The 22,365-nt window shown below is 63.2% G+C and carries 26 protein-coding genes; 11 read left to right on the forward strand and 15 right to left on the reverse strand.

Annotated elements, in window-relative coordinates; all coding sequences use genetic code 11:
* Positions 1–90: 90 nt before the first annotated feature.
* On the reverse strand, positions 91–300 hold the full coding sequence (locus NKJ15_RS28915; RefSeq protein ID WP_352540817.1) for a tautomerase family protein: 210 nt from the start codon (positions 298–300) through the stop codon (positions 91–93).
* 32 nt (positions 301–332) lie between these two features.
* Entirely contained in the window at positions 333–1,250 is a 918-nt protein-coding gene (locus tag NKJ15_RS28920; RefSeq protein ID WP_352819212.1) for an SMP-30/gluconolactonase/LRE family protein, read from the reverse strand.
* A gap of 264 nt (positions 1,251–1,514) precedes the next feature.
* Here NKJ15_RS28920 and NKJ15_RS28925 point away from each other — a divergent pair, with 264 nt between their 5' ends.
* Positions 1,515–1,682, forward strand: coding sequence for a hypothetical protein (locus tag NKJ15_RS28925; protein WP_023721879.1), 168 nt, complete (start codon positions 1,515–1,517; stop codon positions 1,680–1,682).
* Between the two features lie 16 nt (positions 1,683–1,698).
* On the opposite strand, the gene NKJ15_RS28930 is transcribed toward NKJ15_RS28925, so the two are convergent.
* From NKJ15_RS28930 to ccmA, 6 genes are all read right to left on the reverse strand, one after another.
* Positions 1,699–2,742 (reverse strand): DUF2332 domain-containing protein, encoded by a 1,044-nt coding sequence (locus NKJ15_RS28930; RefSeq protein ID WP_352491646.1) that lies wholly within the window; start codon positions 2,740–2,742, stop codon positions 1,699–1,701.
* Between the two features lie 15 nt (positions 2,743–2,757).
* Complete coding sequence (locus NKJ15_RS28935) at positions 2,758–3,333, reverse strand: DsbE family thiol:disulfide interchange protein (RefSeq protein ID WP_352491647.1); 576 nt, start codon at positions 3,331–3,333, stop codon at positions 2,758–2,760.
* Positions 3,330–3,497 (reverse strand): heme exporter protein CcmD, encoded by a 168-nt coding sequence (ccmD, locus tag NKJ15_RS28940; protein WP_352456348.1) that lies wholly within the window; start codon positions 3,495–3,497, stop codon positions 3,330–3,332. The genes NKJ15_RS28935 and ccmD overlap by 4 nt, the downstream gene beginning before the upstream one ends.
* A gap of 102 nt (positions 3,498–3,599) precedes the next feature.
* Positions 3,600–3,977 carry an Imm50 family immunity protein gene (locus NKJ15_RS28945; protein ID WP_352470823.1) on the reverse strand — a complete coding sequence of 126 codons (378 nt, stop codon included), beginning with the start codon at positions 3,975–3,977 and terminating at the stop codon, positions 3,600–3,602.
* Entirely contained in the window at positions 3,977–4,642 is a 666-nt protein-coding gene (ccmB, locus tag NKJ15_RS28950; RefSeq protein ID WP_352470824.1) for a heme exporter protein CcmB, read from the reverse strand. Before ccmB ends, NKJ15_RS28945 begins: the two co-directional genes overlap by 1 nt.
* A 37-nt stretch (positions 4,643–4,679) precedes the next feature.
* Positions 4,680–5,279, reverse strand: coding sequence for a heme ABC exporter ATP-binding protein CcmA (gene ccmA / locus NKJ15_RS28955; RefSeq protein WP_352540815.1), 600 nt, complete (start codon positions 5,277–5,279; stop codon positions 4,680–4,682).
* Between the two features lie 282 nt (positions 5,280–5,561).
* Between ccmA and acnA the strand changes: the two genes are divergently transcribed.
* Complete coding sequence (gene acnA / locus NKJ15_RS28960; RefSeq protein ID WP_352500813.1) at positions 5,562–8,252, forward strand: aconitate hydratase AcnA; 2,691 nt, start codon at positions 5,562–5,564, stop codon at positions 8,250–8,252.
* An 84-nt stretch (positions 8,253–8,336) separates the two neighbouring features.
* On the opposite strand, the gene NKJ15_RS28965 is transcribed toward acnA, so the two are convergent.
* The gene (locus NKJ15_RS28965; RefSeq protein ID WP_352470827.1) at positions 8,337–9,017 is read right to left on the reverse strand and encodes a ceramidase domain-containing protein; all 681 of its coding nucleotides are present in this window, start codon (positions 9,015–9,017) and stop codon (positions 8,337–8,339) included.
* Between the two features lie 175 nt (positions 9,018–9,192).
* Between NKJ15_RS28965 and NKJ15_RS28970 the strand changes: the two genes are divergently transcribed.
* A complete protein-coding gene (locus tag NKJ15_RS28970) occupies positions 9,193–9,942 on the forward strand; it encodes a DUF1223 domain-containing protein (protein WP_352470828.1) in 750 nt (249 codons plus the stop codon).
* A 475-nt stretch (positions 9,943–10,417) separates the two neighbouring features.
* On the forward strand, positions 10,418–10,804 hold the full coding sequence (locus tag NKJ15_RS28975) for a DUF2794 domain-containing protein (RefSeq protein ID WP_031212724.1): 387 nt from the start codon (positions 10,418–10,420) through the stop codon (positions 10,802–10,804).
* Positions 10,805–10,808: 4 nt separating this feature from the next.
* On the opposite strand, the gene NKJ15_RS28980 is transcribed toward NKJ15_RS28975, so the two are convergent.
* The 4 genes from NKJ15_RS28980 to NKJ15_RS28995 all read right to left on the reverse strand — a co-directional run bounded on the left by NKJ15_RS28980 (position 10,809) and on the right by NKJ15_RS28995 (position 15,747).
* Positions 10,809–11,378, reverse strand: a complete 570-nt coding sequence (locus tag NKJ15_RS28980) for a GNAT family N-acetyltransferase (RefSeq protein ID WP_352470829.1) — start codon at positions 11,376–11,378, stop codon at positions 10,809–10,811.
* Positions 11,379–11,488: 110 nt separating this feature from the next.
* Positions 11,489–12,268 (reverse strand): Bax inhibitor-1/YccA family protein, encoded by a 780-nt coding sequence (locus tag NKJ15_RS28985; RefSeq protein ID WP_254817871.1) that lies wholly within the window; start codon positions 12,266–12,268, stop codon positions 11,489–11,491.
* Between the two features lie 219 nt (positions 12,269–12,487).
* Positions 12,488–15,037, reverse strand: coding sequence for an ABC transporter permease (locus NKJ15_RS28990; protein ID WP_352701416.1), 2,550 nt, complete (start codon positions 15,035–15,037; stop codon positions 12,488–12,490).
* Positions 15,037–15,747, reverse strand: a complete 711-nt coding sequence (locus tag NKJ15_RS28995) for an ABC transporter ATP-binding protein (protein WP_352819216.1) — start codon at positions 15,745–15,747, stop codon at positions 15,037–15,039. The genes NKJ15_RS28990 and NKJ15_RS28995 overlap by 1 nt, the downstream gene beginning before the upstream one ends.
* Before the next feature lie 107 nt (positions 15,748–15,854).
* Between NKJ15_RS28995 and NKJ15_RS29000 the strand changes: the two genes are divergently transcribed.
* The 4 genes from NKJ15_RS29000 to NKJ15_RS29015 all read left to right on the forward strand — a co-directional run bounded on the left by NKJ15_RS29000 (position 15,855) and on the right by NKJ15_RS29015 (position 17,991).
* Positions 15,855–16,499 (forward strand): arylesterase, encoded by a 645-nt coding sequence (locus NKJ15_RS29000; RefSeq protein WP_352819217.1) that lies wholly within the window; start codon positions 15,855–15,857, stop codon positions 16,497–16,499.
* A gap of 137 nt (positions 16,500–16,636) precedes the next feature.
* On the forward strand, positions 16,637–17,233 hold the full coding sequence (gene thpR, locus NKJ15_RS29005; RefSeq protein ID WP_352719379.1) for an RNA 2',3'-cyclic phosphodiesterase: 597 nt from the start codon (positions 16,637–16,639) through the stop codon (positions 17,231–17,233).
* 6 nt (positions 17,234–17,239) lie between these two features.
* On the forward strand, positions 17,240–17,536 hold the full coding sequence (locus tag NKJ15_RS29010) for a 4a-hydroxytetrahydrobiopterin dehydratase (protein ID WP_023679826.1): 297 nt from the start codon (positions 17,240–17,242) through the stop codon (positions 17,534–17,536).
* 92 nt (positions 17,537–17,628) lie between these two features.
* Entirely contained in the window at positions 17,629–17,991 is a 363-nt protein-coding gene (locus NKJ15_RS29015) for a YkvA family protein (protein ID WP_352819219.1), read from the forward strand.
* Between the two features lie 45 nt (positions 17,992–18,036).
* On the opposite strand, the gene NKJ15_RS29020 is transcribed toward NKJ15_RS29015, so the two are convergent.
* On the reverse strand, positions 18,037–18,645 hold the full coding sequence (locus NKJ15_RS29020) for a methyltransferase family protein (protein WP_352819221.1): 609 nt from the start codon (positions 18,643–18,645) through the stop codon (positions 18,037–18,039).
* A gap of 360 nt (positions 18,646–19,005) precedes the next feature.
* Here NKJ15_RS29020 and NKJ15_RS29025 point away from each other — a divergent pair, with 360 nt between their 5' ends.
* The 3 genes from NKJ15_RS29025 (at position 19,006) to NKJ15_RS29035 (ending at position 21,534) form a co-directional block, all read left to right on the forward strand.
* Positions 19,006–19,512, forward strand: coding sequence for an invasion associated locus B family protein (locus tag NKJ15_RS29025; protein ID WP_023721899.1), 507 nt, complete (start codon positions 19,006–19,008; stop codon positions 19,510–19,512).
* Between the two features lie 340 nt (positions 19,513–19,852).
* Positions 19,853–21,085, forward strand: coding sequence for a dual-specificity RNA methyltransferase RlmN (gene rlmN / locus NKJ15_RS29030; RefSeq protein ID WP_352615494.1), 1,233 nt, complete (start codon positions 19,853–19,855; stop codon positions 21,083–21,085).
* Positions 21,082–21,534, forward strand: a complete 453-nt coding sequence (locus NKJ15_RS29035; RefSeq protein WP_352819223.1) for a hypothetical protein — start codon at positions 21,082–21,084, stop codon at positions 21,532–21,534. Before rlmN ends, NKJ15_RS29035 begins: the two co-directional genes overlap by 4 nt.
* Before the next feature lie 56 nt (positions 21,535–21,590).
* Here NKJ15_RS29035 and NKJ15_RS29040 read toward each other — a convergent pair whose 3' ends face one another.
* Complete coding sequence (locus NKJ15_RS29040; protein WP_352819225.1) at positions 21,591–22,232, reverse strand: LysE family translocator; 642 nt, start codon at positions 22,230–22,232, stop codon at positions 21,591–21,593.
* Positions 22,233–22,365 lie beyond the last annotated feature (133 nt).

Below are 22,365 nucleotides of genomic sequence, written 5' to 3' on the forward strand. Positions count from 1 at the left end.
CGCCATCCCAGGGTCTCCGCGACGGAGTTTCGCTCCTGCTCCGCCCCCGGGATGACGACGCTAGGAGCTGCGGCCAATCTGTGCCGGGAACTATCCCTTGCTCCTCCGCGTCTCGACGTCGGTCCCGCCGACGAACCAGTCGCGTGCAGCGACCTCCTCGAAAACCACCCAGACATCGTTGTTGGTCAGGCCGGTGACGCCGGTGATGGCCGCCGTCACCTGGGCGGCGATCGCGGCCTTTTTGCCGGCCGGGTCGTCGGCAATCACCTCCTTGACCAGGCGGATATTCACGAATGGCATGGTTCCCTCCCTTGCATATGCTTGGCGGCCGCTCAGTAGGTTTTGGCGCCGTTGACCATGAGCCGGACCATGTAGAGCGAGGTCGTGCCGGCGATGTAGAGGCAGTTCAGCTTGTTGCCGCCGAACACGCAATTAGCAACGACTTCCGGTACCTTGACCTTGCCGATCAGCGTCCCGTCTGGATCGTAGCAATGGACCCCGTCGGCGGCACTGGTCCAGATGCGGCCGTCCGCATCCAGCCTGAAACCGTCGAACAGGCCGGCGGTGCAGTCGGCAAAGACCTTTTCGCCTGAGACCGTCTTGCCGCCCTGGCCGACATTGAACACCCGGATGTGTGCCGGATTTTGCGCACCATGCGTGCGGCCGGTATCCGCGACATAGAGTTGGCGCTCGTCGAGCGAGAAGGCGAGCCCGTTGGGCCTGACCATGTCGGTGATCACCGCCTCGGTCTCGCTGGTGCCGGGATCGACCCGGTAGACATGGCAGGCGCCGATTTCGCTTTCGGCCTTGTCGCCCTCGTAATCGGTATCGATGCCGTAGCTCGGATCGGTGAACCAGATCGAGCCATCGGACTTGACCACCGCGTCATTGGGCGAGTTCAGCCGCTTGCCGCGCCATTTGTCGGTGATGGTGATGACCGAGCCGTCATGCTCGGTGCGGCTGACGCGGCGGCCGGAATGCTCGCAAGTAACCAGCCGGCCTTGCCGGTCGACGGTGTTGCCGTTGGAATTGCCGGACGGCTGACGGAACACGCTGACGCTGCCGTCGGTCTCGTCGTACCGCAGCATGCGATTGTTCGGGATGTCGGACCAGACCACATAGCGCCCGGCCGCGAACCAGGCCGGTCCTTCCGCCCATCGGCAGCCGGTAAACAGCCTGTCGACCTGTGCATTGCCGTTGAACAGCCGCGAAAAGCGCGGATCGAGAACTTCGTAGAATTCGCTGGCCATGGTTCCTCCCGGTAGCAGTCGCTTGGCAAGGCGCGATCAAGCCAGCCCACGATCGATATGGCAAGATCGATGATGCGTCAGAGGCATTATGGAATGCGAATGCTGGCCCGGACGGCAGGTCACATCCCGTTAACCGGCTATGCGCCCAGTGCAATGGTGCATTGCAACATCTTATTTTTGCAACGCACCATAACTATGTCATGCTCCGTATAGATCAAGGGAGGAACAACTGGCCGCGAAATGCGGCGCAAAAGGAAACTCGCTATGATCATCGACAGCCTCATGAGCCGCGCTCGCGCCAGCATCGCCAAGCGCCGGCATTACAACCGCCTCGTCGCCGAAATCGACAGCTTCAGCAGCCGCGACCTCGCCGACATGCGCGCCGACCGCTCAGAAATGCTCTACCAGGTCCACAAGCAGATCTACGGCTGAGTGAATGGGATCGGGCTTAGCCCACCCATTCGATCCAGCGGCCGTGGTAATCGCAATGGGCCAGGCGGTGCGTCTCGCCGCCCGGCCATAAAGTCAGGCTGAGTACCGCCCAATTGTTTGTGGGATCGCGCGGCTCCATCCTCAGCCTTGCGATAGGCGCAGCGGCCGTGGCCTGTCTGCCCGCCTGCTCCAGGGCGACGATGATCGCATCCTTGGTCGCCCGCGGCAGGTATTGCCACATGATCGAATGATAGAGCACAAAAGCGCCACCCTCCTGCCGCGCGGCCAGCGCCTTCCCGACAAAATCCGCCGCGTCCGCTTTGACAAGTGGCGGTCGAAACTTTTCGGCAAGTGACAGCGCAGCGTCGAGCCGGGCCAGCCGCGTAGCCTGATCGGCCCAGACGTAAGACCGAAGCCGTAACCGTGTGGCTGCGTCGGCGACATCTACCGGCGCGATGTCACAGCCGGCGCGGTGGCGGACGTCGATCGCTCCACCAAGCGGAACAGCGAGTCCGCGCACCTCCGGCGCCAACCGAACGGTGGAGGTCCGGTCGCCCCACTCGGCATCGCCGTAGCGGTAGTGAAAGCTGTCGAACAGGAGATTGAGCCCAGCGCTGGCGCCAATCTCGCACAAGTCCAGCGGCAGGCCGGTTTCCCGCGCGACCGTCAGAAATCCAGGCAGCAGCATCGCCGACCGGGCGATTTCATTGGTCTGCGGCGCACCGGCGAGGCCGGCGACGATCCGCTCGTCGGATCGCGCAATTGCCTCCGGCAGCACCGCCGCGATCTCGGATTCGCTTGTCTGGTTGGGCGGATAGATCAGTGCCAATCGCTCATTGGCACCCGTCAGGACCAACCCATGCAGCGCGCCGCAAAGCCGCAATGCGAGGGCGTCGGCGCGCGCGTCGCCCGGCCAACCGAGCACCGCCTGCCCGGTCCTGGTGTTTGCGTCGAGAACCTTAGCGAGCGCACGGCATAAATTCGCGGTGAAAGGCGAGCCAAGTCCATCGCAGGCTTTCGCCTGTGCCAGAAAATGATCGCGGATGTCTCGTTCGTCCATCGCGTTTCAGGTGTCTCAGCCCGGAGCCGCGAGCGCCTTCTCGATTTCGGGTAACAGCAGCGTCCGCGCCGAGTCCGGCGTCAGCGGCCCGACATGCTTATAGGCGATCTTGCCATCCTTGCCGATGACGAAGGTTTCCGGCACGCCGTAGACACCCCAGTCGATCGCCGTGCGTCCGGCTTGGTCGACGCCGATCGCCTGGAATGGATTGCCGAGATCGCCAAGGAACCGACGGGCGTTTTCCGGCTGGTCCTTGTAGTTCAGCGCCGCCATGACGAAGCGTCTGTCCTGCGACAGCGCCAGCAGCACCGGATGCTCTTCGCGGCACGGCGCGCACCAGGACGCGAAGACGTTGACCAGCGTCACCTTGCCGGCGAACTGTTTTGAATCGAGGCCCGGCAAATTGGTGCCTTCGAGCGCCGGCAGGTTGGTCTGCGGCGCCGGCAGGCCGATCAGCGCTGACGGCACTTCCGACACGTCGCGCCCGGACAAAAGCTGCGCCAGGAACAATCCCGCCAGCCCGAGAAAGACCACCAGCGGCAGCAGCACGATCAGGCGGCGGCGCGCCGGTGTTTGGGTTTCCGTGCTCATGATTTTACTGCCTTATCGGAGCGCCGGCGCACGCCGGATGCCTCCAGCTCGGCAAGCTCTCGCTTGCGGCCGCGCTGGTCGAGCAGAATCCAGCCGATCAGCCCACCCAGCACCACGGCCGTGATCGCATAGGCGGCGGTGACATAAAGGGCGTGAACGCTCATTTTCCCGATCCAAGGCTTCTCACGGCGGAATTCATAGCCTCACCGGCTGTTTGTCGCAATGAACGGGTCTGCGGCAGATTTGCGGTTATCGCAAGCCGAAGGTCACTGCGAACGCAAAACACCTGATATGTTTTTGATACGCATGTATTGGCACGTCAGAGACAGCCTGACAGCCCCTTCGCAGGTAAGCAGGATTCTACCGGCGTCATCCCACATCCTGATTGCACTCCAGCCATGGCTCCGGAACTTGCGAAGGCTAATCGATTCGACCGCGATGAACTCAAGCCCGAAAGACACGGCATTGAACGCCGCCCATTTGGCGGGGGGCCGGTAGGGGAGGACGGTCGAGATGAAGGAAAGGTACATGCTAGGCCCTTCACGATTGATTTCGGCCTTGGTTACCTCGACGGAAGACAGGTCCGGATAGTTGCCGTAGATTGTCTGGAGAAAGATCGGGTTCTCTATGCGCAGCGGCCACATCAATCCGTTCCGTGCCGAAGCGCCAGCGCCGCCGCCACCGGCCCGAGCACGGCAAGGAACAGGGTCAGCGCGGCGAGAATGAGGAAGGGCTGCAGAAAAGGATCGGGGTTCGCCACCGCGCCATAGCTTGCTGATACGCCGAAGATCAGCACGGGAATGGTTAGCGGCAGCACCAGCACCGAGATCAGCAGGCCCCCGCGCGGCAGCGCCACCGCCACCGCGGCACCGGCGGCACCGATGAAGGTGATCGCCGGCGTACCGACCAGAAGCGTCAGCGCCGTCGCACCGATGCCGATGGGCTCCATGTTCATGAACAGGCCGAGCAAGGGAGCGGCGATGACCAGCGGCAGCACGCTTCCCGCCCAATGCGCCAGGCATTTCGTCAGAACGGTCAAGGCCAGCATGTGCCGGTCGTTGCCAAGCACCAGAAGATCGAGCGAGCCGTCCTCGCGGTCGGCCTGGAACAGCCGGTCGAGGCCGAGCAAGCAGGCCAGCAATGCGGCGATCCACAGGATCGCCGGGCCGATGCGGGCCAGCAGCTTCAGCTCGGGACCGACGCCGAAGGGGATGGTCGCGATAACGGCGAGAAAGAAAATCACGCCGGTAAGCGCCCCGCCGCCGGCGCGGATACTCAGGCGGATGTCGCGCAGGAAGAGGGCTAGCATGATGTGAGATGCTTTCGCCCGTGAAGGAATGCCAACATCAGCCGGTCATCCTCAATTCCTTTCCCTCGATCCCAAGCGGCAAATGCGTCGCCGCAACCACGATCCCCCCACTCTCGAGGTGCTTCCCCATCAATTCGCCGAATCTCTCCTCCGAAGCGTTGTCCAGTCCTGCCGTCGGCTCATCGAGCAGCCACAATGGCCGGTGGCTTACCAGCAGTTTTGCAATCGCCGCGCGGCGGCGTTGCCCGGTCGAGAGATAGCCGAAAGGCAGATGGCCGATGCCGCCCAGCCCGACGGTTTCCAGCGCCTCTCCAACACCCGCGGAACCGGCGCCCGAAAAATCGCGCCAGAAGCACAGGTTTTCCGTAACGCTCAGCGCCGTCTTCATCGCGTTGAGGTGGCCGAGATAGTGGCACGCCGAGGCCGCCGACGCAAAGTCTTCGCCACCATCTTCGAACCGCACACGGCCTGCCGCCACCGGCAACAGTCCGGCGACGATCCTGAGCAGCGTCGATTTGCCGGCGCCGTTCGGCCCGGTGACGACCAGAGCCTGGCCATCCCCCAGCGCGAATTCGATGCCGGAAAATACCGTCTCGCCGCCGCGTTCGCCGCCCAGATTTTCGGCGATCAGCCGCATCCGTCCCCCTTCGCCGAAAGTTCAGGCGCGGCTTCGGTGCGCCGCAGCAAAAATGGCGATTCCGTGTCTAGAACTATTCCAGAAAATTCTCTATATCCGCATCATCCGTGCCAGCGGTCGGCACGGGAACCGAATTTGCGCCGAACCAGCGCGCGTGCCGCCTTGAACGGCCCGGACGCTTGGGAACGGATAGCGGAAATGGCCGTACCCGCACCTTTGCGCGTGATTTGCATGCCCACTGGCGTCCGTTCCCTTCCGGCAACCGACAGTTAGGGATCGCACGTGTCCAAATCACTCGACAGCTTCAATTGCCGCCGCACGCTGACCGCCAGCGGCACCGAGTACATTTACTATGACCTTGTCGAGGCCGAAAAGAACGGCCTCACCGGTATTGCCCAATTGCCCTATTCGATGAAGGTGCTGCTGGAGAATCTGCTGCGCAACGAGGACGGCCGTTCCGTTACCAAGGAGAGCATCCAGGCGGTCGCCGGCTGGCTGACTGACCGGGGCACCGCCGGCGTCGAGATCGCCTATCGCCCGGCTCGCGTGCTGATGCAGGATTTCACCGGCGTTCCAGCCGTGGTCGACCTTGCCGCCATGCGCGACGCCATGGCCTCGCTCGGCGGCGATCCGCAAAAGATCAATCCGCTGGTGCCGGTCGATCTGGTCATCGACCACTCGGTCATCGTCGACGAATTCGGCACGCCGTTGGCTTTCGCCCGCAATGTCGAGCTTGAATATGAGCGCAACGAGGAACGCTACAAGTTCCTGAAATGGGGCCAGCAGGCGTTCCGCAATTTCCGCGTCGTGCCGCCCGGCACCGGCATCTGCCATCAGGTCAATCTCGAATATCTCGGCCAGGTCGTGTGGACCAACAGCGAAGACGGCGAGACCACCGCCTATCCCGACACCTGCGTCGGCACCGATTCACATACCACGATGATCAACGGCCTCGGCGTGCTCGGCTGGGGCGTCGGCGGCATCGAGGCGGAGGCCGCGATGCTTGGCCAGCCGGTCTCCATGCTGCTGCCTGAAGTCATCGGCTTCCGGCTCACCGGCAGGCTGAGGGAAGGCGTCACCGCCACCGACCTGGTGCTCACCGTCACCCAGATGCTGCGCAAGAAGGGCGTCGTCGGCAAGTTCGTCGAATTCTTCGGGCCGGGCCTGTCCAACATGACGCTGGCCGACCGCGCCACCATCGGCAACATGGCGCCGGAATATGGCGCCACCTGCGGCTTCTTCCCGGTCGACAGCGAAACCATCCGCTATCTGACAATGTCCGGTCGCGACGAAAGCCGCATCGCCCTGGTCGAGGCTTATTCGAAGGCGCAAGGCTTGTGGCGCGATGCCGGCTCGGCCGATCCGGTCTTCACCGACCTGCTGGAGCTCGATCTCGGCAGTGTCGTCCCGTCGATGGCCGGCCCGAAGCGGCCGGAAGGCCGGGTCGCACTTGAAGACATTCCGGCTGGCTTCGCCAAGGCCATGGAGTCCGAATACAGGAAGGCCGCCGAAATCGACAAGCGCTATGCCGTCGAGGGCACGAGCTACGATCTTGGCCATGGCGATGTGGTCATCGCCGCCATCACCTCCTGCACCAACACATCGAACCCGAGCGTGCTGATCGGCGCCGGGCTGTTGGCGCGCAATGCCAACCGGCTCGGCCTCAAGCAGAAGCCGTGGGTCAAGACCTCATTGGCGCCGGGCAGCCAGGTCGTCGCCGAATATCTCGAGAAATCCGGCCTGCAGAAGGAGCTCGACCAGATCGGCTTCAACCTGGTCGGCTTCGGCTGCACCACCTGCATCGGCAATTCCGGCCCATTGCCGGCGCCGATCTCCAAGACCATCAACGATAAGGGCTTGATTGCTGCGGCAGTCTTGTCCGGCAACCGCAATTTCGAAGGCCGCGTCTCGCCCGACGTGCAAGCGAACTATCTCGCCTCGCCGCCACTGGTCGTCGCCCACGCGCTGGCCGGGACCGTGACCAAGGATCTGACCACCGAACCGCTCGGCGAGGATCGCAACGGCAATCCGGTCTATCTCAAGGATATCTGGCCGAGTTCGGTCGAGATCCAGGAATTCATCGAGAAGAACGTCACGCGCGAATTGTTCGCCCGCAAATATGCAGACGTCTTCAAGGGCGACGAGTACTGGCAGAACGTCAAGGCGCCGGAAGGCCAGACCTATGCCTGGGACGACAATTCCACCTATGTGCAGAACCCGCCCTATTTCGCCGGCATGACGTCGGGCTTCGGCAAGATCGGCGATATCAAGGGCGCGCGTGTGCTCGGTCTGTTCGGCGACAAGATCACCACCGACCACATTTCGCCTGCCGGTTCGATCAAGGCGGCCTCGCCGGCCGGCAAGTACCTCACCGACCACGGCGTCGGCGTCGCCGATTTCAACCAGTACGGCACGCGCCGCGGCAATCATGAGGTAATGATGCGCGGCACCTTCGCCAACATCCGCATCCGCAACCACATGCTGGGCGAGAACGGCCGCGAGGGCGGCTACACCATCCATTACCCGTCGAAAGAAGAGGAATCGATCTACGACGCCGCCATGCGATACAAGAAGGAAGGCGTGCCGCTGGTCATCTTCGCCGGCGTCGAATATGGCAACGGCTCGTCGCGTGACTGGGCGGCCAAGGGCACCAATTTGCTGGGCGTCCGCGCGGTCATCGCCCAGTCCTTCGAGCGCATCCACCGCTCCAATTTGGTCGGCATGGGCGTGATCCCCTTCGTCTTCGAGGAAGGCACCTCATGGGCCTCGCTCAACCTCAAGGGCGACGAACTGGTCGAGATCGACGGACTGGGCAACATCAAGCCGCGGCAGAAGATGATCGCCAGGATCACCTACGGCGACGGCAGCGTCAAAGAGGTTCCGATCATCTGCCGCATCGATACGCTGGACGAGCTCGACTACTTCAAGAATGGCGGCATCCTGCAATACGTGCTGCGCGATCTGGCCGCTTAAGGGAGTAGGGCAATAAGGGAGTAGGGCAGTAGGGTGAAGCAAGGAGAAGCGACTTATCCCCTACTGCCCTACTGCCCTACTGCCCTACTGCCCTACTGCCCTAATTCCCGGCTTTCCGAACCGCGCTGTCGCCGCCAGCAGCACGCCGAGCATCAGCCCGTTGAATATGTGCCACAGGAAATGCGTGCCGAGCGGAAAGCCGCCGCAGACCAGCGGATCGATCATCCGGCAGATGACCGACACGACGAAGATCGCCGAGCCCGCCAGATTGTACCAGCCGGCACGGTTGCCGCTGGCCGCCACCATGGCGCCGAAGAAGGCGAGCGCCAGGAAGGGCGGCAGATAGCCGGTCGTCCCGTTCGACGCCTGGCGCAGCCAGTCGGGCACGGCAAAGGTCACCAGCCCGGCGACGGCATAGAAGGCGACGAAAATGGCGATCGCCTTGCCCCATTTCATGCCGAGAAAACGCCGCAGGTTGAACAGCGTGTAGGCCAGCGTGAACCCGGCGATCGGCAGCACGTCGGCCCAGACCGTGCCACGGTTGGCAAAGGTGTGGAACAGCGACGAGCCGACGCCGATCGCCACCACCCACCAGGCCAGCACTTCGGCGAAGGTGCCGGTGCCGCGCTTGCGCACCTGCCAGACACCCCATAGCCCGGCGGCAAAAAAAGCCAGATTGCTCAGCGCATTGAGCGGCTCGGCCCAGAATTCCGGCCCCGTCCGTTCGCAATAGAGGTCGACCGGCGCCAGGAGAGATTGCCACATGCTGATTGCCGCCCGAATCGCTTCCATCGTAAAGTGCAAGTCCACCTATTGCGCCCTTGCCAGCGGTTGCAACGGCAAAATTTCACCGCAACGTGACTTCCCGTTGACTGCCGCTTCTGCCACATATTTCGACAACCAGAACAAAGCCGGCGTCACCGGCGGGATCGGAACGGCTATGCCATCTCGAAGACCATTGCGGCTTGCGGCCCTTGCGCTGGCCCTCTCGGCGTTTGCCGGCAGGGCCCTTGCCGAGCCAACCGACAAGCCATTAGGCGTCGTCGAGCTCTTCACCAGCCAGGGATGCAACTCCTGTCCGCCGGCAGATGAATTCTTCGCCGAGCTCGCCGCCAAAGAGGACATCGTCGCGCTCGCCTATCATGTCGATTATTGGGATTACCTCGGCTGGCAGGACACGCTGAGCCGCAAGGAAAATACCGAGCGGCAATACGAGTATATGCGCGCCTTCGGCAGTCGTTCCGTCTACACCCCGCAAGCCGTCATAAACGGCCGCAGCCATGTCAACGGCGCCAGCCGCAAGGAAGTCGACGGCGCGCTGGCCCGCATGGAGAGGGTCGGCGAAGGCATGCGCGTCGGCATCAAGGTCAGCCGGACCAGCGATCGCGTCATGATCGATGCCGGCGACGCTGTGACCGGCCCAACCGACGCGCATGTCGTCATCGTCTATTTCAATCCGCCGCAGACGATAAAGATCGGCAAGGGCGAAAACAGCGGCCGCAGCATGACCTACTGGAACGCCGTCTCCAGCATCCAGACCGCCGGCATGTGGCACGGCAAGGCGCAGCGCTACGAACTGCCGATGAGCGAGATCGCCAAGAAGGGCGGCTGCGCCGTGCTGCTGCAGTCGGTCGGCAAGGACGGCATGCCCGGGCCGATCCTGGGCGCAGCCTTTATCCGCAAGCCTTAGATAGGGCGCCCCCCGTTCTCCCCTTGTTGTGGGAGAAGGGATAACCGCGCTCAAGCCTCCGACGACAGCCTATCTGGATGGATCGCATCGCCACGGCTAATAAAAAACCGGCGTCAGCTTGCTTCTGACGCCGGTCATTTAGGTTTTGGGATCGTCGCACCCGATCTTTCCAAGGAAAAACCGAGGTTGGTTCGATCCGACGCAGACCCGTGGGCGGGGGGCTTGGGGTTTACGAGCCGGTGCCGGACCGAACCGTCTCAGGCAACGCCGGTAAATTCGTCGGACATTGGGGCATGAGCACGGATAAAAAAAGGCAGGATTGTGGCAAAGCATCACCAATTTCAACAGGCGTTTCGCAAACGTGACTGGACGCTGGAGAAACCGCGCGGTGCTGCCGTTGCCCGGCCGGGCCTTGCAATTCGGCAACGAAAGCGCCAACTTTGGTCGGCGTACGATTCATTGCGAGGATCCAGGCATGACTGATCGCAGCAGCGGGACGGAGGATGGGGACGCATCCGCAATATTGATCCCGCTGCATGAGGCAAGACGCGAACGCCTCGACCAGCCGGTGCGGTTCGACCGGCGCGAACTGGACCAGATCCTCAGGCTCTACGGCCGTATGGTTGCCGCCAATGAGTGGCGCGACTATGCCATCGACCATCTCGCCGACCGCGCCGTTTTTTCCGTCTTCCGCCGCACCAGCGAAGTGCCGCTTTTCCAGATCGTCAAGGATCCGAAGCTGGCGCGCCGGCAAGGCGCGTTCGCCGTCATCGCCGCCGGCGGGCGCATCCTCAAGCGCGGCCAGGAACTCGGCCGGGTGCTTGGCGTGTTCGACCGAACACTGAAGCTGGTCGAGGCGTAACCCTTTATTTTTGCAGGCGGAACTTGCGCTCGGGCAGCGATTGCGGATCAGGCGGGATGGACGCCCCGCCGTTGATCGGCAGCTGCATGAAAACCGTGTCCAGCCAGCGTCCGTGCTTATAGCCTGAGCCTTCCAGGCGGCCGGAATGACGAAAGCCGAGCTTCTCGTGCAACCTTACCGAGGCGCTGTCGGGCCGGCCGTCGCCGATCACCGCGATGATCTGGCGAAAACCCGCCGCCTTGGCCGCTTCGATCAGCCCTTGCATCAAGAGCAGCCCGACGCCTTGCCCTTTGGCCTCGGGCGCGACATAGACGGAATCCTCGACGACGAAGCGGTAGGCCGGGCGCGGCCGGAACGCCCCGGCATAGGCATAGCCGAGCACGGCGCCGGCCTTTTCCGCAACGAGATAGGGAAAGCCGCCCGCCATCAGAGTGTCGAAGCGCGTGCCCATCTCGGCGCGGCTCGGCGGTTCGAGTTCGTAGCTCGCCGTGCCGTTTATCACCGCGTCGGCATAGATTTCCGTGATCTGGTCAAGGTCGGCCAATGTCGCGGCGCGTATCGTGATGCTGCTCATAATTTAGGCACGTCGTTCATCTGCCCTATATCACAGCAAAAGCCGGGACAAAAGAAAAGGGCGGCCATTGGGCCGCCCTTTCCAAACTCGCTGGTCCAGGAAAACCGTACTTAGCGACGGTCGCCCATGAACTGCAGCAGAAACATAAACAGGTTGATGAAGTCGAGATAGAGCCTCAATGCGCCCATGATCGCCTTGCGGCCGGCGACATCGGTCTCGTCGCCCTCGAAGTACATCTCCTTGATGTTCTGCGTGTCGTAGGCGGTGAGGCCAGCGAAGATCAGCACGCCGATCGCCGAAACGGCGAAGGAAAGCGCCGACGACTGCAGGAAGATGTTGATCACCATCGCGATGATCAGGCCGACCAGGCCCATGACCAGGAACGACCCGAACGCCGAGAGATCGCGCTTGGTCGTGTAGCCGTAGAGCGACAGCCCGCCAAAGGCGGCGGCGGTGGCGAAGAAGGTCTGCGAGATGCTGGCGGTGGTGTAGACCAGGAAGATCGACGACAGCGACAGGCCGACGAGGCCGGCGTAGACCCAGAATGTCGTCTGCGCGGCCGAAACGCTCATCGACTGGACGCGGAACGACAGGAACATCACCGCTGCCAGCGGGGCGAAGATCACCAGCCATTTCAGCGGCGAGCCGAAGATCGCGTAGCCGAACGAGGTCAGCATCTCGCCGCTTGGCAACGTCGCGACCGCCGAGGCGGGATCGCTGGTAGTGGCCAGCATGATTGTGCCGACCGCGGCAAGGCCGGTGATGAGGAGGCCAAGCCCCATCAGATTGTAGACCTTAATCATGTAGGCCCGCAGGCCCTGGTCGATGGCAGCATCGACGCCGGCGCCGGGCACGGCGCGCGTCTGATAATTGCGAACGGGATCAGCCATGGAAATCCTCATATTGCTTCTGCCCCGTCCGGTGTCAGGTCCTTTTGAACCCAGGCGCCGCTGGCGGGGCTCCAGCATGCCTGCGCCGAAATATGATGGTTCTTGGCGTAAAGGACAAGACCGTAACCAAGCGTAATGCTCCGTGAAGTGCCGGAGATACGGTTTTATTGGCCTTCCCGCCCGGAACATTACCGAGATTTAATCGAAACCGGCTCTGGCTCAAAGATTCCGCAGCACCGGCGCCGCCTTGTGGCCCAGCACCCGCCACGTGCCGGCAAGGCCGATGCCGACCGTGACCACCAGCGAAAAGCCGATGGTCGCCACCGCCACCTCGGGCATGAAGTGCGATGGCAGCGTCATGATGCGCGCGACGACGAACCATGCCGCCACAGCGCCCGCCGCCAGCGCGAAGATCGCGGTAGCAAGGCCGATCAGCATGTATTCCAGCGAAAACGCGGCGATCAGCGTTTTTCTGGTCGCACCCAGGGTCTTCAGCACCACCGCGTCGTGAATGCGAGCCCGGTTGCCGGCGGCGAGCGCCCCGGCCAGCACCAGCACCGAGGCGATCAACGCCACCCCCGCTGCTGCCCTGATTGCTGTGCCGAGCTGCGCCACCAGCCGGTTGACGATTTCGAGCGCGTCCTTGACCCTGACCGTCGTCACCGCGGGAAAGGCACGCGTGACGGCGTTGAGAAGATGCGCATCGTCGGCTGCCGACGCATTCGTCTCGGTCAGCGTCGCCAACCAGCCATGCGGCGCACCGGCGAACGTGTTGGGCGAGAACACCATGACGAAATTGATGCCTATGGTTTCCCATTCGACCTGGCGGAAATTGGCGATCTTGGCCGTGATGTTGCGGCCGAGCACGTTGACGGTGATGGTGTCGCCGAGCTTCAGCCCGATCTCTTTGCCTTCCTCGGCGGAAAACGAGACCAGCGGCTCGCCGGCATAGTTCTCCGGCCACCAGCTGCCCTCGGTCAGCGTCGCATTCTCCGGCAGCTTTGCGTCATAGGTCAGGCCACGGTCGCCGCGCAGTACCCAGGCGCCTTCGGCCGGAACCTTGACCTTGTCGACATTGACGCCGTTGAGCGCCATCACCCGGCCGCGCAACATCGGCACCTTGATCAGCCTGCCTTGCGGTGCCTCTTTGCCGACCAGCGCGGAGAAGGCATCGACGTCACTGCTCTGGATATCGACGAAGAAGAAGTTCGGTGCCCTTTCCGGCAGGCTGCCCGAAATCTGCCGCCTGAGATTGCCGTCGATCAACGCCAGCGTCACCAGCAGCGTCAGCCCGAGTCCCAACGACAGCACCACGGACGGCGTCAAGGCGCCAGGCCGATGGATGTTGCCGATGGCGAGCCTGAGCGCGGTCGAGCGCACGCGCGGGCTTTTCTTCGCCGCCCACTGCACCAGCGAGCCGACCACACGCAGCACCAGGAACGAAAAGATCGTGGCGCCAACGAAGATCGAGGCAATACGGCGGTCGCCGGAAAACAGGATCGCCAGTACCGCGAGCAACAGCGCGATGCCCAATGCCGCGGCGATATAGAGCGGGCGGGGAAAACCGCGGCCCTCGAAACCCATTTCGCGAAACAGCGCCGTTGCCGGCACGTCGCGGGCGCGGCCGAGCGGCAGCAAGGCGAAAGCCAGCGTCACCAGCAGCCCGAACAGCGCTGCCATGCCGAGGGCGCCGGGATAGAACCCACCTTCCGCCGGCACTGGAATGACCGATTGGAGTGCGGCGCTGGCCGCGAACGGCATCAGCGCGCCAAGCACAAGGCCTAGCGTGATGCCGAGGGCGGCGATCATCAGGATCTGCACCAGATAGACGGCAAAGACGAAGCCGCCCGAAGCCCCCAGGCTCTTGAAGGTGGCGATGACGCCGCGCTTGCCGTCGAGATAGGCACGCACCGCATTGGCCACGCCGACGCCGCCGACCACCAGCGCCGTCAACCCAACCAGAGTCAGGAATTGCGAAAACCGTTCGATATTCGAGGACAGCGCCGGTGCTGCGTTGCTGCGGGTGCGGATCGACCAGCCGGCCTGCGGGAACTGGTTTGCCGCCTGCTCCTGGATCGCCTTGATCAGTGCCTCAGTGGTGCCGCCGGGCAGGCGGACCTTATAGGCGTTCTCGACCAGGCTGCCCGGCTGGATCAGGCCGGAAGCGGCAAGCCCGTCGGTCGACACCATCAGCCGCGGCGCAAAACCGAAGCCATCCGACACTGCATCCGGCTCGTTGACCAGCCTGGCACGCAGCTCGAACGTCGCGCTGCCGAGCTTCAGCCGGTCACCGATGCCAAGGTTCAGCCGCTCGAACAAGAGGTCCGGCGCGGCGGCGCCGAAGACCCCGGATTTTTCGCCGAACAGATCTTCTCGCGACAGCACCGGCTCGGTCTCCAGCGCGCCGTAGAGCGGATAGGCGCCGTCGACCGCCTTGGCCTCGACCAGCGCCTGGTCGGAGCCGTCCTCGAGCCTCGCCATCGAGCGCATATTGGCACTGTGCGAAACCGTGCCAAGCCGGTCGAGGAAGCTGCGTTCGGCTCTGGTCGGATCGCGTTGGTTGAGCTGGAAGCGGAGATCACCGCCGAGCAGCGTCTGGCCCTGGTCGGCAACACCGGCGGAAATAGCCTGCGCCACCGAATTGACGCCGCCGATCGCAGCGACGCCGAGCGCGATGCAGGCAAGGAAGATCAGGAAGCCGGACAGCCCGCCACGCATTTCTCGCAGCGAAAACCGAAAGGCGAGCCTCAGCGTGCGCGCCAGCGGCATCATGCGGTCACCCTGCCAGCCCTGGTGGCCGGCTTAGGCGCGTCTTCGATCAGCCCCGACCGCATCGACACCTGGCGCGAGCAGCGCGCCGCGAGTACCGGGTCATGCGTGACCAGCACCAGCGTCATGCCGCGTTCGGCCGCCTTGGCAAACAGCAGGTCGGCGACGTGCCGCCCCGTTGCCTGGTCGAGATTGCCGGTCGGCTCGTCGGCGATCAGGATGCGCGGCGACGGCGCCAGCGCCCGGGCGATCGCCACGCGCTGCTGCTCGCCGCCAGACAATTCGCCGGGGTAATGGGTGACGCGATCGCTCAAGCCCACCGCCGCCAGCTCGCGTGCCGCTACGTCGAACGGATCGACATGGCCGGCAAGCTCCAGCGGGACCGCAACGTTTTCCAGCGCCGTCATATTGGGGATGAGATGGAACGACTGGAACACGATGCCGATGTTTCGTCCCCGAAACGATGCGATCTGATCTTCGCTTTTGCCGTTGAGCAGCTCGCCGGCAATTCGGACCGTGCCCGAATCGACCCTTTCAAGCCCGGCCAAAACCATCAGCAATGTCGACTTTCCCGAACCTGAAGGTCCAACGATGCCGGTCGCTTCGCCGCCCGCCACATCGAGGCTGACGCCCTTCAGCACATGGACCGAGGATGCACCTTCGCCGAGCGTCAGCGATACGTCTTTCAGCGAAATGACGGCTTCTTCCAAAATCAAATCGTCCTATATGGGGGATGAAGGCTAGAGCATCCGATGCTCGACAAAGACGAAAACCTGCCTTCGCCAACAGATGTTCCTGGTCATATGGGGCCTGCCGCATGGCTTTCAAACACACCTTTGCCGCAGCGTTCGCCCTTTTCCTCGCCATTTGCGGCGCCATTTCGTCGGCGCGCGCCGAACCGTTCACCATTGTCGGTTTCGGCGACAGCTTGATGGCGGGTTATGGCCTCGGGCCAGGTCAGGGCTTCACCGAGAAGCTGCAGGCGGCGCTGCGCGCCAAGGGCTACGATGTCACGGTCGCCAACGCCGGCGTCTCCGGCGATACGACGAGCGGCGGCCTGTCGAGGCTCGACTGGTCGGTGCCGGACGGCACGCAACTCGTCATCCTGGAGCTCGGCGCCAACGACATGCTGCGCGGCGTTTCGCCCGCCATAGCGGAAAAGAACCTGGACGCCATGCTGGCAAAACTGAAGCAGCGCAAGATCGCCGTTTTGCTTGCCGGAATGCGCGCGGCGCCCAATCTTGGCGCCAACTACCAGAACGCGTTCGACGCAATCTTTCCGCGATTGGCTGAAAAATACGGCGTGCCGCTCTATCCTTTCTTTCTCGAGGGCATCGCCGGTCAATCCGTCCTGCAACTCGAGGACGGCCTTCATCCAAACGCCCGAGGCGTCGACCGCATCGTCGAGGGTATCCTGCCCAGTGTGGAAAAGATCATTGAAGCGGTCCGGGGCAATTCCTGAAGGCGAGGGTTCGCCGTCGCAATACCTTCCGTTGGGGAAGCTTTTAGGCAGGCCTGCGACCAACAAACCCCTTGCCCCGTTTGAATATCGATGATTCGCTAGGGGCAAGAGTTCGATTCGAGGACAGGAGGCTTCCCATGCCGCGTCTTTTTACCGCCCTCGAGATACCGCGTGATGCCGCTCTTTCGCTGTCCCTGCTCAGGGGCGGCCTGCCCGGAGCCCGCTGGATCGACGTCGAAAACTATCATCTGACGCTGCGCTTTATCGGCGATGTCGAGGGCCATGTCGCCGACGAAATCGCCAATGCGCTTGACCGTGTTCACCGCCCGTCCTTCCCGCTGACGCTGTCCGGCGTCGGCGCCTTCGGCCAGAAGAAGCCGCATGCGGTGTGGGCCGGGGTCGCCGCTTCGCCCGATCTTTCCGCATTGCAGGCCGAGATCGAGCGCATCTGCCAGCGGCTCGGCATCCCGGCCGACCCGCGCAAGTTCATGCCGCATGTGACGCTGGCTCGCCTGCGCAACTCGAGCCCGCTCGACGTTGCCCAGTACCTGTCGGCGCGCGGCAATTTTTCGACGCTGCCGTTCCGGGTCGGCCGCTTCGTGCTGATGTCGTCGCGCGATTCGGTCGGCGGCGGCCCTTACGTCGTCGAGGAGGCCTGGCCGCTTTCAGGTGCCGACAGCCGGGTCGCCAGCCGTTTGGTCGGCGCCGCCGACGCTTCGCGGATCATGCGGTAGACGGACATGGCCAGGGAGAAACTAGCAAAAGAGGCGATCCGCGCCGAACTTGCCGGCCTCGACGGCTGGTCGCTGGCCAAGGATGGTGGCTCGATCACCCGCAGCTTCACCTTCAAGAATTTCTCCGAAGCCTTTGCCTTCATGACCCGCGTTGCCCTGGCCGCGGAGAAGATGGACCACCATCCCGACTGGTCGAACGTCTATAAGACGGTAAACGTGACGCTCAACACGCACGACGCCGGCGGCCTGACCGCGCTGGATTTCGATCTGGCCAGGAAAATGAACCGCTATTTCGGCGGCTGAGCCTATCTGCACCTTGCAGCGAGGTTCGGCTTTCACCACATTTTGCCTCGCGGTCACGCGTGAAGTCACGCGACGGCCGCAAGGAGAGGTTGATGGCGCAAAAATCCGGTTTTGATTTCTTCGGCCTCGGCAGCAAGCCGGGCAACGAGAGCGAAGTGCGCGAAAAGTTCTGGCGTACGGCGAAGAAGGCCGCCCGGCATATCCCGTTTATGGAAGAGGTGGTCGCCGCCTATTACTGTGCCATGGACAAGAAGACGCCGCTTCGCGCCAAGGGCACCTTGCTTGCTGCGCTCGGCTATTTCGTGCTGCCGACGGACGTCATCCCCGATTTCATCCTTGGGCTAGGCTTCACCGACGACATCGCCGTGCTGACCGCCGCGATTACCGCCGTCAGCGCCCACATCACGCCGGCGCACCGGCTCGCCGCCAGGCAGGCCATCGCCGACAAGAGCTGAGCCGGTGCGGCGCAAAAAATCGCGTGAGAAGCGACTTTCCGGCCGTCAAACCCACCGCCGCACCCGCGCCTTGTAGGCGCGATAGACATCTCCGAACTTCCGCTCGAGGTAGCGCTCTTCCGGCGCGATGACGCCGGTATTGATCACCCACAGCAGGGGGACGACGAGCGCGATAGCCCAAAGACTTCCGGCCGCGACGCCGAGGCCCAAATAGATGAGGGTCGCTCCCAGATAGAACGGGTTCCTGGTCCGCCGATAGATACCGTCGACGACCAGCGCCGTCGTTGGCAAGGTCGGTGGTATGTTGGTTCCAGCGGCCTGAAAGCGGCCCGCTGCCATAAAGATGAACACGAAGCCGCACACCGCGAGCACGGCGCCGGTCAGATAGCGGGCGAGCGCCTGCCCGGCCATGACCGGGAGCGGCACGAGCACCTCGAGCACGGTTGCCGCCACCAGGAAGCCGAGGAAGATCAAAGGTGGCAGCGCAATGACCCCGGCCACGTCGGGGGCGCCCGATCCGCCCGCCGCCTCCCCGCCATCCGACCGGGGCACCGCGCCACCGGCCGCCACGCGGACGGCGACACGAACGCCGAACACGATCGCCAGGACGACTGTGCCGCCCGCCAGGATCAGAACTGTCTCGGAAATGGCCATGGCCAAATCTCCCGTAAGCCGCCAGGGAGGGCACCCTGGCCGAGCGCCGTGGCGGCGAACGCAGACATGGTACCGCCTGCAGGGAAATTCGTCACGCACCTCAAAAAGCGAGAATCGCCGCAAGACCTAGCTGCTTGAAAAGTCAAACTCTTGCCGTTTTCGTGGCCTCCAAGTCGCGGCAGGGACATTGCGCCAGCCGCTTTTTCGAGCGGCAGCGCGAAGACGGCGGCGGTTTCCTGGCGTGAACATCCTTTTCTAAGGGGAAATTCACCGTTTGGTAACCCAGATTAAATCAAAATGAAGCGACGGGCAGGACGCCGAGCCGGCCTGCCGCCGCACCAGTGGAATACGGGAAAAGCGATGCGCGGATTGATTGCTATAGTTTCCAGCCTGGCCCTGGTGGCCTTGACGGCGCCCGCGCTGGCGCAGTCGGCAACCAAGATCGGCCAGCATAATGCCTGGGGCACCTACAGTTATCAGGCGTCGGGCGGCGGCAAGGTCTGCTATGTCCTGACGGTGCCAACCGACAAGCAGCCGCCGACGCTCGATCACGGCGACATGTTCTTCTTCGTCAGCCAGCGGCCGGGGCAGCAAGTGTCCTACGAGCCGCAATTCATTGCCGGCTATACCTTCCAGGAAGGTTCCAAGGCCACCGTCACCATCGACAAGAAGTCTTTTTCGATGTTCACGCGCGGCAAGTCGGCCTGGGTCGAGAACGCCGCCGAGGAGCCGGTGCTGATCGCCGCGATGAAGACCGGCACCGACATGAAGGTGTCGGCCAAGTCCGGCCGCGGCAACACCACCACCTACGTCTTCTCGCTGAAGGGCATCTCGGCGGCGCTGGCCTCGATCGCCAAGTGCAAGTAGGTAGAGCCGGAAGAACAACGAACCTTTTAGGCGTTGAGGCCGCCCTCAGTGCCCTGCCGGGCATTTCTCCCCGTATGGTGACGCGGAGAAGAGCGCCGCATGGAAGCTTTCGCCAATTGCCGGCGTTGCAGGAACGGCGCTGGCGTCGCCGTCGGATGAGGGCAGCGCCGAGGTCGCCAATTTGGTTGTCTCCAACGTAAAACTGGACGCCAGCCTTTTCTGAAGCCCTGCCCTTGCTTGCGCGCCCGGCATGACTCCGCCGCTAACCTGTGCTATGCGCCGCGCTTCATTTCGGGCACGATGCTGTATTCGGCCGCAAATCGCTTATATTGGCGCAACAATGACCCTTTCATTCGATCTTACCGTCGAAGGCGCGCGTGACGCGTTGCGCACGCGCACGACGCCTGAAAAACCGTCGCTGATCGGCTTGACGCGCGCCGAACTCGGGGCCGCCCTCGTCGCCGCCGGCATCGTGCCGGAGCGCCAGGCGAAAATGCGCGCCCAACAGCTCTGGCATTGGATCTATGTGCGCGGCGTTTCCGACTTCGCCGGCATGTTCAACATCTCCAAGGATCTGCGCGCCGCGCTCGACAGGCATTTCACCGTCGCCAGGCCCGAGATCGTCGAGGAGCAGATTTCCTCCGACGGAACCCGCAAATGGCTGTTCCGCTTTCCGCCGCGCGGCGCCGGCCGGCCGGTCGAGATCGAGACCGTCTACATTCCCGAAGAAGGCCGCGGCACGCTCTGCATCTCTTCGCAAGTCGGCTGCACCCTGACCTGCTCCTTCTGCCACACCGGCACGCAGAAACTGGTGCGCAACCTGACCGCCGAGGAAATCCTCGCCCAGCTCTTGACCGCCCGGGACCGGCTTGGCGATTTCCCCGACCGCGACACGCCCGACGGCGCCATCGTGCCGGCCGAGGGGCGGAAAGTGTCCAACGTCGTCATGATGGGCATGGGCGAGCCGCTCTACAATTTCGAGGCGGTGAAGAAGGCCCTGCTTATCGCATCCGACGGCGACGGGCTTTCCCTGTCGAAGAGGCGCATCACGCTCTCGACCTCAGGCGTGGTGCCCGAGATCTTCCGCACCGGTGAGGAGATCGGCGTCATGCTGGCGATCTCGCTGCACGCCACCAACGACGATCTGCGCGACCTTTTGGTGCCTATCAACAAGAAGTATCCGCTGAACGAACTGATCGCTGCCTGCCGTGCCTATCCCGGCCTGTCCAACGCCAAGCGGATCACCTTCGAATATGTCATGCTGAAGGACGTCAACGATTCGATCGAGGACGCCAAGGCGCTGGTCAAGCTGCTCAAGGGCATCCCCGCCAAGATCAATCTGATCCCGTTCAATCCGTGGCCGGGCACCAACTACCAGTGCTCGGACTGGGAGACGATCGAGAAATTCGCCGACTACATCAACAATGCCGGCTATGCCTCGCCGATCCGCACGCCGCGCGGCCGCGACATCCTAGCCGCCTGCGGCCAGCTCAAGTCGGACTCCGAGCGCATGCGCAAGGTCGACCGGCTGGCGCTGGAAGCGATGATGATCGCGGGGCATGGCGAGGCGTGAACCGCCTCGTCGCCTATCTGATCCGCTTCGCCGTCATCCTTGTCGGCTATGGCGTTGCTTCGCTAGCGGCAAGCGCCTTCCTTAACATCATGTTCCTGGCGTCTCTTGGGCTGATGACGGACGAGACGCAACCGGCGGCGCAGGCCTCGCTGTGGTTTTCAATCCCCTTCGTCGGGCTGTTCGTCGCCTATTTCGCTTTCATGCCGGCCGTCATCGCCATCCTCGCCTCCGAGATCCTTGGCCGACGTGACTGGCTGTTCTATGCGCTGGCGGGTGCTGTGGTGGCAGCGGTCTTCCTTGGCTTCGTCCACCAGACGGCCGATGCCAATTTCGAGGTTACCAATACCAGCGTCATGCTGGCGGTGATCGGCTGCGGCATGGTCGGCGGTATTTTCTACTGGCTGAGCGCCGGGCGCTCGGCCGGAAGCTGGCGTCAGATTGGACCATGATCCCGAAAAGTGGAGGCCGGTTTTCGGAAAAGATCATGGTCAAGTAAGAATAGACCCTATTTCGCCTGGGCCGTCAGGATCTTGAGCGCGAAGGCCGAAAAAACGCCGGCAAAGAGATAGTCGACGACGCGCGTCACGCGCGGGCTGGATTTCATCGCGGCCGAGAATTTTTCCGCCGCCAGCACCATCGGCGCCGTCACCGGGATCGCCAGCACGACGAACATCGCGCCTAGGAAGAACAGTTTTCCCGGCGCGTTGCGATCATGCGCGGAGACGAATTGCGGCAGGAAGGTCATGAAGAACAGGATGATCTTCGGGTTGAGCAGATTGACCCCAAGCCCCGCCGCCCAGCTGCGGAACAGCGAGATCTGCGGCCCGCTCTTCTTCTCCGGTGAAAACGCCGACCCTTTTGTGATCGCCTGCCATGCCAGGAAGACCAGATAGCCGGCGCCAAAAATCTTCAGCACGAAGAACGCCATCGGCGAGGCGACGATCAGCGCCGAGACGCCGACCACCACCAGCGTGGTGTGGATCAGCGTGCCGCACAAGGCGCCGGCCATCGAGGCAAAGCCGGTGGCACGGCCCTGGCTCAGCGTGCGCGACACGAACAGCGTCATGTCAGGCCCGGGCGTGATCGCCAGGATGAAGGTGGCGATGGAGAACTGGATAAGCGTCGTACCATCGGGGATGAAGGACATGGTTCGTCTCGTAGCGGCAAAAAGACGGCGCAGCCATACCGCAAGAGCCGTATTCTCGCCAGCCTCTGGGCGATACAGCATCTGGTCCAGGCATCGTTCGTCCCTTGCGCTGGCCTAAAACGCCGTGATACCT

Origin of the sequence: Mesorhizobium sp. M0207, assembly GCF_040321995.1 — a bacterium.
GTDB lineage: Bacteria > Pseudomonadota > Alphaproteobacteria > Rhizobiales > Rhizobiaceae > Mesorhizobium.